Source organism: Caldicellulosiruptor kronotskyensis 2002 (assembly GCF_000166775.1).
GTDB lineage: Bacteria > Bacillota > Thermoanaerobacteria > Caldicellulosiruptorales > Caldicellulosiruptoraceae > Caldicellulosiruptor > Caldicellulosiruptor kronotskyensis.
The window spans coordinates 2816364-2833307 of sequence record NC_014720.1 but is presented as its reverse complement, the minus strand read 5'-3'; the positions used below and the strand labels follow the sequence as shown (position 1 = coordinate 2833307).

Below are 16944 nucleotides of genomic sequence, written 5' to 3'. Positions count from 1 at the left end.
CCTTTACTTTTTAAAGGGGAATAGAAAAGATGGAGCTTTTGGATAAAGTGCTTGAATATTATAAAGTAAAAAACCCGTTAGTTGTAAAACATCTTTTGATTAAGTACATGAACTTGGTACTTGAAAAGAATAAACATTTTAACCTCACAGCTATAGAAAATGAAGAAGAGTTTGTAATAAAACATATTGCTGACTCTCTTTCTCTATTGAAATTTATTGAACAAGAAAATTCAAACCAAAACCCTGTTGCCATCGACATTGGTTCAGGATTTGGTGCACCCGGACTTTTTGTAAAGATTGCTATGCCAAACATGAATGTATTTCTTAATGACTCAAACAAAAAAAAATGTAAATTTATGAATGAAGCAAAAGAAAGTCTGGGGATTTCTGGTGTAAATGTTGTGTGTGAAAGAGCAGAAGTTTTAGGCAGAAAAGAAGAGTTTAGAGAAAAATTTGACTTTGTGTTTGCCCGTGCGGTTGATAGATTAAATGTCCTATGCGAATACGCCCTTCCGCTACTAAAAATTGGCGGTGCTTTTTTAGCTCAAAAAGGCTTTGAATGTGAAGATGAAATTGACTTGGCGAAAAATGCAATTGAAATTCTGGGCGGAGAAATTTATGGTATAGAAAAATTTGTACTTCCATATTCTGATGAGAAAAGAAGTATTATTATAATAAAAAAATTGCGACAGACACCGTCAAATTTCCCCAGAAATACAAAGCAAATTGTAAAAAAACCCCTATAGTCAAAGAGAAAATTGTTTTATTGTGTTTGAAAATGTCTGAAAAATCTTGAAATAAAAAGAAGGAGTTTTTGAAGGAGGGAAGAATTTAAATAAATAGATTACAAAAGAAAGTTGTAAAAGGAAGGAGAAAAAAGTTGTTTTCACTTTTGATACGACAGACAAACAAAGGGGATATTGAAAAAGAGATATATTACATTGAGGATGTACCAATTGAAAAGATTTTGCCAAATCCGTATCAACCAAGGGTTAATTTTGATGAAAGACTTATTGAAGAGTTAGCTGTATCTATAAAAACTTATGGGCTTTTACAGCCAATTATTGTTAGGAAAAAGGGTGAATTTTATTATCTCATTGCAGGCGAGCGAAGACTTAGAGCTTGCAAACATCTTGGGTATAGTAAAATTAAGGCAGTTGTAATTAATGTAACTGACATTGAAAGTGCAATTTTAGCACTCATAGAAAATATACAGCGTCAAGACCTTGACTTTTTCGAAGAAGCTCAAGGATATAAACAGTTATCAGACGAGTTTGGACTCACACAAGTCGAGATAGCAAAAAGGGTTGGTAAAACACAGTCTGCCATTGCTAATAAAATAAGGCTTTTGCAGCTGCCAGCCGATATAAGATGGATGATACGTGAACATGGTCTTTCAGAACGTCATGCACGAGCGCTATTAAAACTTGAATCGCAAGAGGATATGAAATATATCTTATCGCGAATAGTTGAAGGTGGTCTTACCGTATCACAGACAGAAAGGCTTATATCAGATTTTCTGAGTGGTAAAAAGATTGCTAAAACTTCAAGAGTAATAAAAATTTCTATGAACGATTGCAGGGTGGTATATAATACCATAAAAAAGGCCTTGAAAATATTCCAAAAAACTGATATAAATTATGATATAAAAGAAAACAAAACAGACGCATACTACGAAATAATCGTTAGAATAAATAAAAAATCCCCGCAGACCTCCTCATAAAAGAGGAGGTATTTTTTTGTTTTAAATAAAACAAAAAGGCCGCTCAACTTATTGAGCGACCATGATTTAAATGTTATTGTCATTTAATCAAACTTTCTATCTCACTTGACACAAAGAACCTTTTCGCACTTGGAATGTACACACTTACATATTTTAACTTATACTGATTAGAACCTTCTAAAACCAAATTTTTGTTTTGCGGGATGATGTACTTTTTGCTTCCTTTGTTTATTACAAGCTGAATATTTGACGGGTTACTTGTGTCAATGGAAACATTATATCCTTTTTCTTCTAAGTCAATGTTTGAGATATATGCATTTTCATTAAAGCTTCCAAGGTCAATACCAAGAATTTCTGCCATGTAGTCACAGACCTCTGTGTTTTCAATAACACCTCTTGGAATGTAATCTTTTGGGTGATATGCATATAAAACAACCTCTTCACCTGTGTGTTCATTTGAAGTCCAACCAATGTATGATCGCTTGCTTATAATTGGTCCTAATACATAGTTTAACCTTCCCTGAGGAGCGTTTTTGATTGCATTTATCTCATCCTGTGTAAGATTGTCAATGCCATAATACTGTGATACTACCTTTTTGATATTTTCATCTGTTTTATTGTTTCCAAGTATTTCTTCTACTCCTGCTGCTGTTCTTGTTGCTCTTCTGATGTACTTCAGAAAATGATTCAATAGTACACTGTCAATTGAAGTTGTTCCTATTCCAAGTGTCATACCACCATTGGTATGGTCTGGTACAATAATTATAGCTGTATCATCTCTTGACTTAGCAAAGTCTAAAGCTACTTTGACAGCCTTGTCAAATGCCAAAACCTCTGATACAACTCCAACAGGGTCGTTTGCATGAGATGCCCAGTCAATCTGGCTTCCCTCTATCATCAAGAAAAAACCATTTCTATTTTTGGACAGAATCTGAATGGCTTTTTGGGTCATCTCTGCTAAGGATGGCTCACCTGCATCTTTCCTGTCAAAATCATAGTGCATTGCATCTTGGGCAAAGAGTCCCCAGATTTTCTGACCGAAAAAGTTCTTTGCATCCTGCCAGTTTGTTGTAACAAAAATGCCATTTTGCTTCAAGTAGCCTGCCAAATCTTCTTTGTCTTTTCTCTGATTTTTGTCAATGTATTTGTACCCTCCACCGAGCACAACATCAACATGGTTATAAACCATCTGCTCGGCTATAGATTCATAATCATTTCTGTTATCTGTATGTGAGGCAAAAGCAGCAGGTGTTGCGTGCGGAAACTGGCATGTGAAAACAAGACCTGTTGATTTTCCTAACCTTTTAGCTGATTCCAATATAGTTATTATTGGCTTATAAAAATCTTTTTCCTCTACTTGCCCAACTCCTGGCATTGAAACCATCTCAGGATATATGGAAAGGTACCTGTTTTGGGTTTTAAACCCTGTTGCATAAGCTGTTGCAGCTGGTGCTGAGTCTGTAATTGGATTGTTTGCTGAATATGTTCTTACAAGCCCACAGGCAAGTTCGTCCATTGCCAAAGGTTCTCCACCTTGATACCAGCGAGCAAGTGTTGTGTGAGCTATTGTCATACCATCAGGAATCATTAAAATAACATTTTTGACTTTATTTTCATTATCATTTATATCTTGTTGAGCAAATGCAAGAGTTGATAAAATTATACATAGGATTAAAATTGCTGAAATAAGTATATTTTTTCTTCTCAAAAAAACATTTTTCATTTACTAAATTCACCTCTTTATTTTGGTTTTATAAATTTTATTTAACTGAGATATAGTTTTTAGCTACAATTGCCTGACCTTCATCAGAGAGGACAAAATCAACAAATGCTTTTGTTACCTTGCTTGGATTTTTGGAAACTAAGAAGAGAAATGGTCTTTTAATTTTGTATTTTCCGAGCTTTACGTTCTTTTCTGATGGTTCAACACCTTCAACCTTGACACCTTTTACTGTGCTATCTAATACGCCAATTGATATATATCCAATTGCATTTTCATCCTGTAAAACTGTTGTTTTTACAGCACCAGTTGATGGCTGCACAATTGCTGAGTCTGTTATCTTTGATGATTTTCCCATAACTATTTCTTCAAACGCGCCTCTTGTACCAGAACCTTCTTCTCTTGTGACCACAACTATTTTAGCGTCTTTACCGCCGACCTCTTTCCAGTTTTTAATCTTGCCAGAGAATATGTCTCTAATTTGTTCAATTGTAAGGTTTGACACAGGATTGGATTTGTGAACAATAACTGCAATGCCATCTTCTGCAATTTTTATCTCTTGCCAGCCTTTTGCTGATAGCTGTTTTGATTCATCCTCTGTCAATTCTCTTGATGATGTTCCAATGTCTACAATTCCTTGAATAGCAGATTTTATTCCAACTGATGAGCCTCCACCTTGAACCTCGATTGATACTTTTGGATATTGCTGCATAAAATATTTTGCAAGCTCATCAGCAAGTGGCTGAACAGATGTTGATCCTGCAATCATAATTCTTCCAGAAAGGTTTGATGAAAAATTTTGTGGAATAAATGTGTACTTGAGATCTGGGTTATACTCTCCTTTTGCTGACTTTACAGCATTTCTTGGTATTGTCAATAGATACTGAGCTTTTGGAGTAAGATTTTCTTTTATAGTTATGACAAGCTTGTTATATGAAATATGTGCTGAGAATTGTACCTTTGATTTTTTGTTTTTTAAAAGAGTTATTTTATCAAAGTTTTGCCCTTTTGAGATATCCTGTGAAAATGTAATAACAATCTGTTTTTGTGTTGTTAATGACGGAAGTGATTTTGACTTTACTGTTAGACTTTGTGAGTAGGAAATTAATGGAATTAAACCTATTGTTGACATAAGGCAAAAAAGCGCTATTAGAGTAACAACCTTTTTAAAGAATACTTTTTTCATGAATTACCCCTCCTCAAGATTTTTTGCAAATCATAGTATACTCTTTAAATGTTTAAGTTTTATTAAATCAAAGTTAAATGTTTGTTTATTGTAGGTTAAAGTTAATTTAAAATAATGTTAAAAATGTGTTAAAGAATGTTGATTGTAAAATAAATTTTGATAAATCCAATTTAATCCGAGTTCTATTCACTTGTTAAATTTTTTGTTTGATTAAAATGTTAATCAAATGTTCCACGTGGAACATTCTTATGATATAATTTAATTAAAACACTTGAAGTGAGAAGATGGAAATGGCAAGAATTGTTGCAATTGTTAACCAAAAAGGTGGTGTTGGGAAAACAACAACTTGTGTTAATTTATCTGCCGCAGTAAGTAAAATGGAAAAAAGGGTTTTGGCAATTGACTGTGACCCACAGGGTAATCTCACAAGCGGGTTTGGAATTGACAAAAAATCGCTTGAGAAGACTACATATGATGTTTTGATAGGTAATTGCTCGGCAGATGAAGCTATTGTAAAAGAAAAATTTGAGAATTTGAGTATTCTACCCGCCAATGTAAACTTGGCTGGTGCTGAGATTGAGCTTGTATCAATGATTGCCAGAGAATTTAGACTAAAAGATGCAATTGAAAAGGTAAAAGATGAATATGACTATATTTTTATTGACTGTCCACCATCTTTGGGATTATTGACATTAAACGCTCTGGCAGCTGCTGACTCTGTTATAATTCCAATCCAGTGTGAGTACTATGCCTTAGAAGGCTTGAGTCAGCTTTCTAATACCATATCTCTTGTCAGAAAGCATTTAAACAAAAGCTTAGAGATTGATGGGGTTGTTCTTACAATGTTTGACTCAAGAACAAATCTTTCATTAGAGGTTGTTGAAGAGGTAAAAAGGTTTTTTGGGCAGAAGGTTTTTTTGAGTATAATTCCTCGAAACGTAAGACTTTCTGAAGCACCTTCATTTGGTATTCCGGGTATATTATATGACCCTGAATCAAAGGGTGCAAAGGCGTACATAGAGCTTGCCGAGGAGTACATAAACAGGATAGAAAATACATTTTCAAGAGGTGCAATATAAATGAAAAAGAGGCTTGGAAGAGGTCTTGATGCCCTGTTTGGAGAAGATTTTGTAAGTTCTGAGATAGAGTCAGAAGTTGTAGAAGATAAAAACGAAAATAGTGAGAAAATTGAAGAGATTGATATTGATTTGATTGACCTGTCTGAAAATCAACCAAGGAAAGTTTTTAATGATGAAGAAATAGAAGAGCTTGCAAACTCAATTAAAAGTGTTGGGCTTATACAGCCTCTTGTTGTACAAAAAAAGGCTGACAGATATGTTTTGATTGCAGGTGAGAGAAGATTAAGAGCTTGCAAGTTTGCTGGTTTTAAAAAAGTAAAGTGCATAGTAAAGGAATATGAAAATCCCTTGGAGATTGCTCTGATAGAAAATATCCAGAGAAAGGATTTAAATCCGTATGAGAAGGCTTTAGCATTTAAGAAACTTATGGATGAGTTTGGATATACGCAAGAAGAACTTGGAAAAAGACTTGGAATATCTCGTTCAAAAATTGCAAATACCCTTCGTATTTTAAATCTTGGCAATGACATTATCAACCTTATATTAGAAGGCAAGATTTCAGAAGGACATGCAAAGGTATTGCTTTCGATTGAAGATGAAAGGCAAAGAAATGAACTTGCACAACTTGTTGCTGAAAAGAATTTAAGCGTACGAGATCTTGAAAACCTCATAAAATCCAGCAATGAAAAAAATAAAATTGAAGTTGAAAGCGAGATAATACGTGAGATTGAAGAAAATCTCATGAAACTATTTGGTTTGAAGGTAAAGATTCAAAAAAAGAAGAATAGGGGCAAGATAGAGATTGAATTTTCATCTGATGAAGAGCTTGAAAAGATAATTTCTATTCTAATGCCATAGAGCAAACTATCATCAAAAATCTATCAATGAAATGTTCCACGTGGAACATTAAAAACATTTAGTATAAAAACATCGGGGAGGAAATTTTATGGAGAGTTTTATTACTACATATGCTCTTGAGATAATAATTTTTTTTCTTGCACTGAACTTGATACTTTTTCTTGCGCTTTTGATACAAGTTGCAAAAAACAAAAGTCTTAAAAGAAGATTTCTTGACCTTACCTCAAATCAAGATTTCAAAAATTTAGAGCAGATAATAAAACAGACAAATGAAAAGGTTGAATATTTTGAAGAGGTACTAAAAGCTCTGTCAAAAAGTCACAGGATACTGAGTGAAAATACAAAGCTGTGCATTAAAAAGGTTGGAATTGTTCGATATGATGCATTTGAGAATGTGGGGAGCAAACTCAGCTTTGCTTTGGCGCTTCTTGATGAGTTTGATACAGGAGTTGTGATAAATAGCATATATTCAAGAGAAGGTTGTAGCGTATATGCAAAACCAGTAGAAAATGGACTTTCAAAGTATCCGCTTTCAGCAGAAGAGATGCAGGCAATCGACATTGCAAGAAAAAACTACATTTCAAAAGAGATAAAAGAGTAAAATACTATTACAAAAGAAAGGAGGATACCTGCCAATGATAAAAAGTGTGTCATTGGCGGGGGAAGAAGAATGGAGTTTTCGAAAAACTTCTATGAGAGTATTTTAAATGGAATGCTTGACCTTGTCAGGGTCATTGACATAGATGGAGTTGTTGTTTTTTGTAATGCCAAGATGAAGGAAGAATTTGGTGACCAGACAGGCAAAAAATGCTATGAACTTTTTTGCAAGGATTCAAGGTGTGAAGACTGCATTGCAATAAGGTCTATAAGAGAAAAAACGCGGTTTATGAAGTATGCACATTATAAAGACAAGACATACTATGTCATAAGCTCACCGGTTTGTGGACAGGATGGAAAAGTTGTTGGAACTGTTGAGGTGTTCAGAGATATTACAGAACAGAGAAAGATTGAAGAGAGGCTCAGACGCCAGAATGAGATTTTGAGACGTGATTTGGAGTTTGCAAAGAGGCTACAGCAATCGCTTCTTCCAGTAATACCAAGGATTGAAGGGTACAGAATTACATACACCTACAAACCATGCGAAAGGCTTGGCGGAGATTTTTTGGATGTCATCAATATTGATGATAAAATAGTTTTCTATGTTGCAGATGTTGCAGGGCATGGACTTTTAGCATCAATGGTAACAATATTTGTAAAACAAAGTATTATTAAAAATGCTCACACTTATATAAACTCAAGTGCACAGGAGATAATGAAAGGAGTTCTTTTGGATTTTATAGAGATGAACTTTCCAAGCGAGATATATATCACAGTAGTGCTTGGCATTTTAGAAAGACAGAATGGAAAAGTTACAATGATTTCTGCAGGGCATGTGACAGAGCCAATTTTGGTCAAAGCAAATAAGAAGGTAAAGATGTTTTCGATGAGAGGGCAGCCTATTGCATCAATTGACCTTGAACAAGGGTTTGAGATGAAAGAGACAATTCTTGAGAAAAATGACAAGCTGATATTTTATTCAGATGGACTTATTGAAAGCAAGAACAAACAAGGTGAGATGTACGGCAAAAAGAGGCTTATAAAAAGAATACTTAGTATTAAGAATATAAACACAGAGCTTTTGATAAGAGATGTGAGAAATTTTGTCTCAGATATAGACGATGACATAGCTGTTTTGATGGTTGAGAAGATTTAAAAAGAGTGTGAAAGAAAATGAGGTTTTTAAAATTTGTGTATAAATTGATTGTTGTTGCAGCACTCATTATTGCATTTGTGCTGAGTTTAAACCTTTTTGGGATAGAGTTTTTAAATCCATACATGTTCATGAAATATGAATACACAAAGACATATCCAAACATAAGATACTTTGAGGATGTTTTGCCACTCAAAGGCGGAGCTGCGGTTATTTTCAGAGGCAAGATTGGTATTTTAAAAGGTGATACAATAAAATGGACAAAAATTGCGTATCAGAACCATAAAGGATACTCAGATGGGCAGGTTGCAGTGGCGTTTGTTGAAGGAGGAAAATATCTCCACATAATAACAGTATCAGAACAAAAAGACATTGTGTACCCTGAAACAATAAAAGATGTCAAAGTAAAAGATGGCAAGGTTTGTGTGCTTTTGAGCAACAAAGAAAACTATCTTATTACATATGACAGTAATCAAAACATTATTTATTCTGCAAAGATAAATGAGAATGTTATAGACTTTGATATAGGAAATAATTTTGTTGTAGCCATTGTTAAAAGTATCTCAAATGGAGATTTAGCAATATCGTTTATAGACAAAAGAGGAGTATTTATGTCAAAAATACTTCCTTCAACATTTTTAAACGTGAAAAAACTTTTTGTTATACAAAACTACATTGCTGTTTGGGATGGGAAAAAACTCATTGTATATGACATGCAGTTGACAAGAAAGATAAAATCTTTTAACTTTAGCAGCACTCCAAAACATGTTGTAGGAAATCCAGAAGTTTTAGTTTCGTCAAAAGATATTCTTTCATACAACAGATATACAGACAGTTTTTTGTTCAAAAGGTTGTCACCGTTTGACTGGGCTGTTGCTACAAGTGACAAAATAGCATTGACAAAGGGCAACCAGGTTGAGATTTACTCATTGAATTTAAACAGATTAAAACATCTAAAAGTAAATTCTTTTGGCTTTGAAAAAGCTGTTCTAAGTCAGGACAAGTTGTATTATATATTTAATGATAGAATTGAATGTTATAAAGAAAGGTGGTAACTGCCGAATGCCAAACACAGCCGATATTGTTGTGCTTACAATAATTCTGGTGGGCTGCTGGATTGGATATAAAAAAGGTATGTTTAGGATGGCATTTGATATAGGTTCTTACATAATCTCATGGTTTGTTGCAGTGTTTGGATACAAGTTTGTCAGCAGCTTTATTCTTCAATCACCAGCTCTTAAAGAGGCAATTTACAGTTTTGTAAGACAAAATGTTGTAGTTAAAGAGGATATTTTACCCACAGTGCCTCAGTTTTTTAGAGGCGCAATAATACAAGCACAGCAGACGTTAAACAGAACTTTGCAGGACGCTGCAGCAGTTGTGCTTGCAAACTTTATTGCGATGATTCTTATATTTGTGGGAACAAAAATTGTTATATCAGTGATAAAAACATCCATTGGGTTTATGAGAAAGGTGCCAGTTGTGGGTCAGATAGACCGATTTTTAGGATTTGTGGCAGGTGCAACAGTAGCGCTGATAATAATATATATTGCTTTTTCGATTTTCTACTTTTTCCCGAACGCAGAGATTTTCAAGTCAGCTCAAAAGGTCATAAAGACCTCAATGTTTGCAGAGTTTTTGTATGAAAACAATATAATCGTAATGCTCATGAGGCAATACTTGAAGATATGAATTTGAATTTTTTAATATCAGACAAAGGAGTAATATGAAAAATGAGAATTGTAAAGGCTGAAATTATCGAACAAAAGGTATATGAGGCTATAAATGAAGCGGTATGTGTATTGCCGGACGATATCAAAGATAGTCTTAACAAGGCTTATGTTTTAGAAGATGGAATTGCAAAATATACGTTGGAAAATCTCATAAAAAACATACAACTTGCAAAACAAAAGATGCGACCTGTGTGCCAAGACACTGGTGCTGCGGTGTTTTTTGTGGATATTGGTGAAGATGTGTTTATTGAAGGTTCTTTGAAAGATGCAATAAACAGTGCAGTATCCAAAGCATACACAGACTTTTTCCTTCGAAAGTCCATGGTAAAAAGCCCGATTGAGAGAGAAAATACTAAAGACAACACACCTGCTATAATTCATATTGATATGGTAAAAGGAGATAAAATCACAATTCATTTTATGCCCAAAGGATTTGGAAGTGAGAATAAAAGTGCGCTTTGTATGCTCACGCCGGCAGATGGTGTTGAAGGAATTGAAAATTTTGTTGTTGAGACAGTAAAAAAAGCTGGATCTGATCCTTGCCCACCAATTTTAGTCGGAGTTGGAATTGGCGGGACATTTGAGCTTGCGGCAATTTTATCTAAAAAGGCGCTTCTGAGAAAAGTGGGGCAAAGGCATCCCAGAAAATATATTGCAGAACTTGAAGAAAGACTGCTTGAAAAAATAAACTCTCTCGGGATAGGACCAGAAGGGTTTGGTGGGAAAACCACAGCACTTGATGTTTTTATTGAGGAGTTTCCGACACACATTGCAGGGTTGCCAGTCGCAGTGAATATATGTTGTCACGTTGCACGGCATGTAAAGATAGAAATATAGTGACAAAAAAGCAAAATCATAGCTTTATTAAAAAGGGGATATCTAATTGCTGTGTTTAGACATCCCCTTTTAATTTTGCAATATAAACCAGAGTAGCACTTCTTACCTTATCAGGACTGCAAAATCCTGTGTGTAGTACACATTTTCATAGTTAGGGTCAACAGCGCATCCTGTTCCAACCACCTCAAAACTTCCTTCAATATTTTGTCTGTGCCCCTTTGAATTCAAGAGTAGATGGTTAGCAAAAAAAGGTAAAAGCTTTGTCCCCATTGCAATGTTCTCACCAAGTTTTGTGTATAAAATTCCAGCATCCTTGAATCTATCTGAAGGAGTTTTTTCAAAATTATCTGTGTGTGCGAAAAAATTATATTTTGCCATATTATGTGAATGCATTCTTGCAAGCTTAGAAATAATATCAGAAAAAACAAAATACTGTTTTTTTAAATAAAATCTGATTGAATTTAAGTGAATAAGATTTATTTTTTCAAAAGATACAAGAAGACTTTGTATAGCGTCCTTATTTGCAGTAATAGGATGTTCATTTATTAAGAACTCGTCCCAGAGACTTTTTTCTACCATAAAAATGCCACAAACACTATTTGGTTTAGCAAGCCTGTCATAAAACAAAAAAACATAAAAATTTTTTACAAGCGCAACATCATATTCGACTTTTAAATTGCTGTCATTATAAACATAAGTTGAGTTTCCTCTGATTATAATGAATCTATCTATAAAATATAGCTTTGATTTTTTAACAATATCTGAGCTCAAGCCAATCTTTATATTGTTAAATCCAAAAAAGAATTTTGAGTTTGTATAATATAAAACAAGCCTATCATTTTTAAATCCAGCAATGAAAAAATCTGAAGGCTCTTTTGATACAACAAACGGAAAGTCAAAAGGACTTTTAAATGTCTGTAAATCAACATCAGAATAAACCTTATCAAAATATGACTTTGAACAAAACATATATATTTTTCGATTTTGCTTGTTTGCGGCAATAGCAGCGCCATTGTCTGCCAGATACATACCTATATTGACAACAAATATTATTATTAACAATAAAGTACAGCTCCTAAATGAATAACATCTACTTGCAAACATTTTTATAAAATCACCCAAAAGAAAAATTTAATATAGTTTAATAATATCACATGTAATGAAAAATATCATCTTGATACAAGACCATTGTTTTAACAATAATTTAACTTCTTCAAAACATAACTTTAATAAAAAAGAAGTAAAATTCATACTGGAAAAAATGAAAAAGGAGCTGAGACAAAAGATGAATGCAATAAAAGAGGTAGTTAAAAAAATATCAGGTTCGCTAAAGACAAAAATAATGTTTTGTTTTGTCATAATTTCATTCATACCCATTTCAATATTTCTAATATTCACACTTGCCCTTATCCAGAACGATGCAGAAAAAGAGATAAAAACAAGATTAGAGAGTGCCAAAAATGTGGTTTTGCAGGAGATAGAAAGACTTTGCAAGCATTCGCTTGACTATAGCATCCTGATATCAAACAATCCACAGCTTAGAGAAGCAGTTGCCAAAAAAGATCATCTCAAGGTTGTTCAGATAATTTCACCTCTTGCCAGTGAACTTTCTATACACCAGATTGTTATAACAGATGATAAAGGAACATTGATTGGCCGAAGTGATATTCTTTCTAAATATGGGGATAACATGAAAAATGATTACTTAGTCAAATGTGGGCTTGCACGACTAAAATACACATCTGTTCAGTGTGAAAATGGCACAGTATATATAAAATCAGTGTCAGATATAGTTAGCCAAATGTCAGCAAACAACATGCGAGTAATAGGTACTATAATTGTTGGATATAAACTTGACAAAAAATTTGTTGAAAATCTTACACAACTTACTAAAATGGACATTACAGTATTTCCAAAAGATTTAAGCAAAACAATTTCGTCATCCTCCAACAGAAATGTAATAGATAATAACAATTTAAAAATGGCATTTTCTGGTCAATATGAATACATTGCAGCAAGTGCTCAAAGAGGTAATTATCGTTATATCCTTATTCCAATCAGAAAAGATGAAAAGACGGATGTAGCAGGAGTATTAGCTTTAATTAGCACAAACGCAATTGCATCCTCTTTTATTAAGTCTTCTTTAAGATTCTCTATTATTCTGCTCATTGTAACCCTCATAGTTATCATAACAGTAAGTTTATTTGTATCAAACAGAATAACAAGACCAATTATTAAACTTGCAGAGAGTGCAAAGAAAATCGCATCAGGAAGTTTTGACATTCAGATAAAAGTAGATAATGTTGCAAATGATGAGATTGCACTTTTAACACAAGAATTTTCACGTATGGTAAAAAACATTTATATCTATGCCACAAATATTGAACAAACACTTAGCACAACCCAGCAATACATCGATAGACTCAACAAAATAGCATCAGAATCTTCAAAGACAAGTAAAATAACAAGTGAACAGATAAAAGAGATTATAGCATTGGCTGAGAGTCAAAAAATGGTTTTTGAACAAACAACACAGATGGTGTGTGATTTGGAAAACCAGATTCAAAAGATGTTTGAGATATTCAAAATGATACAAAATGAGGTTTCAATGGTCTACGCAACCACATCAAAAGAACAAGAGTCTATTAAAAAACTGATTAATCACATGTACACGGTAAATTCTGCAATAATTGAGGTAGCTATGGATTTGAAAAAGGCAATAGAAGATTTCAGGTCTATTGCGAGAATGTCACAGAATATTTCAAGCCTTGCGGAGAGAATAAAAATAATAGCACTCAACGCGTCAATCGAAGCTGCAAAGAGAAATATTCCAACGTTTGAAGTGATAGCATCTGAAATTTCAAGGCTATCTCAGTCAGCAAACCATCTTGCAAAGAGTTCTGTTGAGAGTATCGAAACAGGACTTTCAGCATTTGAAATAACAAATCGTAAACTTGAAAATGTACTATCGGTTGTTGAGACGGGTGTTGAGGTTGCAAAACGTTCGTCTGAATCACTGTCAAAAATAGAAATGTCAAATCAGCATATAAGGACGAAGATAGAAGATGTTATAAATAAAGTAGCAAGCCAACAGGAAAAGATTTTTAATATAAACAATGTGCTCAAAAACCAGACACAGTCCATTTCACAGTATTTTAAAATGCTTATATCAATAAGAGACATCTTTCAAAATCAAAAGAAGGCTGTTGACAAACTTATTGACCAGTTTTCAGATGTCCATGAAGGTATTGTAAAACTTGCTTCAATTTCTATGGGGTCTGATGATAAAGTGTAAAATTAGTTAAGTCAATAACAAATTAGGAGGTATTTAAAGTGAATATTGTCAATAATATCAAAAAACTTTCAATACTAATATTAGCATTCATTGCAATTAATAGTATATTCTATTTTAGCTTGTGTATAAGCAATGATATACTCTTTTGTCTATTTAAATCTGGACTTTGGTATACTATCTTTCAGCTTTGCAAAGAAGTAATACTGCTGTTTCAAATTTTAGTTGGGTATATATTAGCAATTTTTACAGTATTTATTCAGTAAAAAGCAAAATTTAAATTGAAAATATAGTGCAGGCAGTCTATGCTGCCTGTTCTTTTTTGTTATAATATAATTATGTTGCAAATTTTTTTAAGATTACAACAATAGCGTTATAAGAAGGTGTAAACAAATGTCAGGATTCAATCCATTTGTGAATGATTTTAATAAATTAAGAAATTTTACAAGGACTGTATATCTGTATGGATGTTATTCAAGAGAAGATGCAGAGAATTTTAACATTGCAAAAAGGACATTTGATGATGAGCTTCGAAGAATTAGAATTTTCTTAGGGGAAGACCAGTATTTTTCGGCAGAAAAAGAAGGGAAAAAATCCCTGCCATGCATTGTAGAAAACTTTTTCAGAGATGTTGAGAATCCGCTTATAAACATATATTTTTCGAAAACTTCTACTGCACTGCAAACAACCTTGTTTTTTATGATATTGCAGATATTAAACTTGTCAGAAAACAAAAAAGCAACTTTTACTCAGATTTCAAACGAAATATCGCAGGTACTTGATGAAGATGTTGCTGATGCTGGATTTGAGTCCAGCCTGAAAAGAGTCTTAAAACAACTTCAAAATTTGGGTATTGTGAAATATTTAAAAAATGAAAAGGTGTATATGTTATGCTCTCAAATAAAGGATGTATTAAAAGATTTTTCAATAGATGAGATAAAAGACATTTATATATCTATTTTATTTTTTATAAACACAAATGTTCCCAATGTTCCGGGATGGTACTTAAAAGAAAGTCTGGAAAAATACCTTTTAGAACTTGGCGAAGAAGAGTTTTTAAAGGATGCAAACAGATTATTTTGGTTTACATACGTTCCACACCATTATATCCTTGAAGAGGAACTTGTATGGAAATTTTTAGAGGCAGCATCAAACAATAAAAAGATAAAGGTTTGGTACTATCCACGCCAAAAAAGACATTTATCAGATTTTTCATGTATACCAGTGAGAATAATTTATGATGTAAAGCTTGGAAGATGGTATTTTATGGTATTAAGGGGAGAAGATTTATCGGCATTGCCAGTGTGGCGCACAGAAAAGATAGAGATTTTGCAGGAAGATTTTGACCCACAAAAGATTACACCTTTTGTAAAAAAGATTGAAAAATGTTTTTTTGTATCTGTTCCAAACAATAAAAAAGGATTTAAAAAGATTAGGATTATGTTTAAATGCCCGCCGGATTCGCCGTACAACTTTGTGCTTGCAAGGGTGAAAAGAGAGCTAAAAAACGCAAGAATAACCAAAATTGATGAAAGAACATTTGAAGTGGAGTATGAGATCAGCAATATAAAAGAGTTTAAGGGATGGCTGAGAAGTTTTGGTGAAAGAGCTGTTGTGCTTGACGATACTGAAGCTGGAAGAGAACTCAAAACAGAAATGATAAACGAATGGAAGGAGATCCTGAGAAACTATGGAGATTTTTACTGAGGCGAAAAGCACATTTTACAAGGCTTTAGAAGAGATTATAAACAGAGCTCACGAAAACGGCACAATTTCTCAGAAGGAGATTTACGATATTCTAACAAAATACAATTGTAATTTTCCAGTAATTGAAGACAGGATATTTGCCAGAAACCATTCATACCAGAAAAATATTTATGTTCTAAAACCTCATGAAAACAAGACTTACAGACTCAGAATAAATACCAAGATTGAACCATATGTTACAAACTTAGAAATAATGTGGCTAAAGCTTATTATGTCGAGCAGGTACGCAAATCTTTTTTTAGATAGCAGCACCATTGAGAAGATAAAAAAACTAAAAACTCCTAATGTTTTGCCAATTGATATGAACATAATTGTTCCAAAGAACTATTCAAAGATATTATTAAGAGAAGATATAAAAATCTTAACGCCAAAACTAAGAATAATTTCAAAAAGTATACTTGAAAAAAGGATTTTACGATATACATACACATCACGAAATAGACAGGTTTTCAAAGATACTATTGGCATTCCTGTGAAGATTCAATATTCTCTAAAGGATGATATGTTCTATGCCATATTTTACTCCCCTTTACATAAAACATTTGCAAAGTGTATTATTCAGAATATTGATGAAATAAAGCCTGAAGAGGGGAATTTTGATAGAGAACAGATTTTAAAAGAATATGAAATTTATTTAAAAAATGCAAAATCAAAACAGCCGATAATAATTGAAGTGATGAATACAAGAAACGCCTTAGAGAAAGCTTTTTGCATGTTTTCTTCATTTGAAAAAAGTGCGCGTTATTTGAAAGAAAAGAATAGACATGAGATAAGGATTTACTATTATAATTTTGAAGAAGCAGAAATAATATCAAGAATATTATATTTAGGTAAAAATGTTGTTGTAACTGAGCCTCAGCATATAAGAGAAAATATAATTTCAAGAGTAAAAGAAGCGCTAAAAGCATACTACAACAATTATATAGTTTAAATTTACTTTAAAATGGGTATATATTTTGTTAGAATTAAAAGTATATTTTTGCATACCAAAAAGGAAGA

16 protein-coding genes are annotated in these 16944 nt (G+C 33.1%); 13 read left to right on the top strand and 3 right to left on the bottom strand.

Annotation, left to right across the window (positions count from 1 at the left end; translation table 11 throughout):
* The first annotated feature begins 29 nt into the window (after positions 1–29).
* Both rsmG and CALKRO_RS12985 read left to right on the top strand, forming a co-directional pair.
* Positions 30–746, top strand: a complete 717-nt coding sequence (rsmG, locus tag CALKRO_RS12990; protein WP_013431438.1) for a 16S rRNA (guanine(527)-N(7))-methyltransferase RsmG — start codon at positions 30–32, stop codon at positions 744–746.
* Positions 747–880: 134 nt separating this feature from the next.
* On the top strand, positions 881–1723 hold the full coding sequence (locus CALKRO_RS12985; protein ID WP_013431437.1) for a ParB/RepB/Spo0J family partition protein: 843 nt from the start codon (positions 881–883) through the stop codon (positions 1721–1723).
* A 79-nt stretch (positions 1724–1802) separates the two neighbouring features.
* Here CALKRO_RS12985 and CALKRO_RS12980 read toward each other — a convergent pair whose 3' ends face one another.
* Together CALKRO_RS12980 and CALKRO_RS12975 are read right to left on the bottom strand one after the other, a co-directional pair.
* On the bottom strand, positions 1803–3446 hold the full coding sequence (locus tag CALKRO_RS12980; RefSeq protein ID WP_013431436.1) for an alkaline phosphatase: 1644 nt from the start codon (positions 3444–3446) through the stop codon (positions 1803–1805).
* 37 nt (positions 3447–3483) lie between these two features.
* Positions 3484–4629: a phosphate ABC transporter substrate-binding protein PstS family protein gene (locus tag CALKRO_RS12975; RefSeq protein ID WP_013431435.1), complete on the bottom strand. Its 1146-nt coding sequence runs from the start codon at positions 4627–4629 to the stop codon at positions 3484–3486.
* 290 nt (positions 4630–4919) lie between these two features.
* Between CALKRO_RS12975 and CALKRO_RS12970 the strand changes: the two genes are divergently transcribed.
* The 7 genes from CALKRO_RS12970 to CALKRO_RS12940 all read left to right on the top strand — a co-directional run bounded on the left by CALKRO_RS12970 (position 4920) and on the right by CALKRO_RS12940 (position 10886).
* Entirely contained in the window at positions 4920–5708 is a 789-nt protein-coding gene (locus CALKRO_RS12970; RefSeq protein WP_013431434.1) for a ParA family protein, read from the top strand.
* Positions 5709–6566 carry a ParB/RepB/Spo0J family partition protein gene (locus CALKRO_RS12965; protein WP_013431433.1) on the top strand — a complete coding sequence of 286 codons (858 nt, stop codon included), beginning with the start codon at positions 5709–5711 and terminating at the stop codon, positions 6564–6566.
* A gap of 88 nt (positions 6567–6654) precedes the next feature.
* Positions 6655–7167 (top strand): DUF4446 family protein, encoded by a 513-nt coding sequence (locus CALKRO_RS12960; protein WP_013431432.1) that lies wholly within the window; start codon positions 6655–6657, stop codon positions 7165–7167.
* Positions 7168–7236: 69 nt separating this feature from the next.
* Positions 7237–8319 (top strand): SpoIIE family protein phosphatase, encoded by a 1083-nt coding sequence (locus CALKRO_RS12955; RefSeq protein WP_013431431.1) that lies wholly within the window; start codon positions 7237–7239, stop codon positions 8317–8319.
* Between the two features lie 17 nt (positions 8320–8336).
* A complete protein-coding gene (locus CALKRO_RS12950) occupies positions 8337–9371 on the top strand; it encodes a hypothetical protein (protein ID WP_013431430.1) in 1035 nt (344 codons plus the stop codon).
* Positions 9372–9378: 7 nt separating this feature from the next.
* A complete protein-coding gene (locus CALKRO_RS12945; RefSeq protein WP_013431429.1) occupies positions 9379–10008 on the top strand; it encodes a CvpA family protein in 630 nt (209 codons plus the stop codon).
* Between the two features lie 41 nt (positions 10009–10049).
* Positions 10050–10886: a fumarate hydratase gene (locus tag CALKRO_RS12940; protein WP_013431428.1), complete on the top strand. Its 837-nt coding sequence runs from the start codon at positions 10050–10052 to the stop codon at positions 10884–10886.
* A gap of 102 nt (positions 10887–10988) precedes the next feature.
* Here CALKRO_RS12940 and CALKRO_RS12935 read toward each other — a convergent pair whose 3' ends face one another.
* The gene (locus CALKRO_RS12935) at positions 10989–11990 is read right to left on the bottom strand and encodes a CAP domain-containing protein (RefSeq protein WP_148222765.1); all 1002 of its coding nucleotides are present in this window, start codon (positions 11988–11990) and stop codon (positions 10989–10991) included.
* Between the two features lie 181 nt (positions 11991–12171).
* On the opposite strand from CALKRO_RS12935, the gene CALKRO_RS12930 reads away from it, so the two are divergent.
* From CALKRO_RS12930 to CALKRO_RS12915, 4 genes are all read left to right on the top strand, one after another.
* Positions 12172–14181: a methyl-accepting chemotaxis protein gene (locus CALKRO_RS12930; protein WP_013431426.1), complete on the top strand. Its 2010-nt coding sequence runs from the start codon at positions 12172–12174 to the stop codon at positions 14179–14181.
* A 38-nt stretch (positions 14182–14219) separates the two neighbouring features.
* Complete coding sequence (locus CALKRO_RS12925; protein ID WP_013431425.1) at positions 14220–14444, top strand: hypothetical protein; 225 nt, start codon at positions 14220–14222, stop codon at positions 14442–14444.
* Between the two features lie 127 nt (positions 14445–14571).
* On the top strand, positions 14572–15885 hold the full coding sequence (locus CALKRO_RS12920; protein ID WP_013431424.1) for a helix-turn-helix transcriptional regulator: 1314 nt from the start codon (positions 14572–14574) through the stop codon (positions 15883–15885).
* A complete protein-coding gene (locus CALKRO_RS12915; protein WP_013431423.1) occupies positions 15869–16876 on the top strand; it encodes a WYL domain-containing protein in 1008 nt (335 codons plus the stop codon). The genes CALKRO_RS12920 and CALKRO_RS12915 overlap by 17 nt, the downstream gene beginning before the upstream one ends.
* Positions 16877–16944 lie beyond the last annotated feature (68 nt).

Coding starts and splice junctions, on each gene's coding strand:
- CALKRO_RS12955 (WP_013431431.1), top strand. CDS start 7,237: ATGGAGTTTTCGAAAAACTTCTATGAGAGTATTTTAAATGGAATGCTT.
- rsmG (WP_013431438.1), top strand. CDS start 30: ATGGAGCTTTTGGATAAAGTGCTTGAATATTATAAAGTAAAAAACCCG.
- CALKRO_RS12960 (WP_013431432.1), top strand. CDS start 6,655: ATGGAGAGTTTTATTACTACATATGCTCTTGAGATAATAATTTTTTTT.
- CALKRO_RS12935 (WP_148222765.1), bottom strand. CDS start 11,990: ATGTTTGCAAGTAGATGTTATTCATTTAGGAGCTGTACTTTATTGTTA.
- CALKRO_RS12915 (WP_013431423.1), top strand. CDS start 15,869: ATGGAGATTTTTACTGAGGCGAAAAGCACATTTTACAAGGCTTTAGAA.
- CALKRO_RS12980 (WP_013431436.1), bottom strand. CDS start 3,446: ATGAAAAATGTTTTTTTGAGAAGAAAAAATATACTTATTTCAGCAATT.
- CALKRO_RS12940 (WP_013431428.1), top strand. CDS start 10,050: ATGAGAATTGTAAAGGCTGAAATTATCGAACAAAAGGTATATGAGGCT.
- CALKRO_RS12920 (WP_013431424.1), top strand. CDS start 14,572: ATGTCAGGATTCAATCCATTTGTGAATGATTTTAATAAATTAAGAAAT.
- CALKRO_RS12945 (WP_013431429.1), top strand. CDS start 9,379: ATGCCAAACACAGCCGATATTGTTGTGCTTACAATAATTCTGGTGGGC.
- CALKRO_RS12970 (WP_013431434.1), top strand. CDS start 4,920: ATGGCAAGAATTGTTGCAATTGTTAACCAAAAAGGTGGTGTTGGGAAA.
- CALKRO_RS12930 (WP_013431426.1), top strand. CDS start 12,172: ATGAATGCAATAAAAGAGGTAGTTAAAAAAATATCAGGTTCGCTAAAG.
- CALKRO_RS12950 (WP_013431430.1), top strand. CDS start 8,337: ATGAGGTTTTTAAAATTTGTGTATAAATTGATTGTTGTTGCAGCACTC.
- CALKRO_RS12975 (WP_013431435.1), bottom strand. CDS start 4,629: ATGAAAAAAGTATTCTTTAAAAAGGTTGTTACTCTAATAGCGCTTTTT.
- CALKRO_RS12965 (WP_013431433.1), top strand. CDS start 5,709: ATGAAAAAGAGGCTTGGAAGAGGTCTTGATGCCCTGTTTGGAGAAGAT.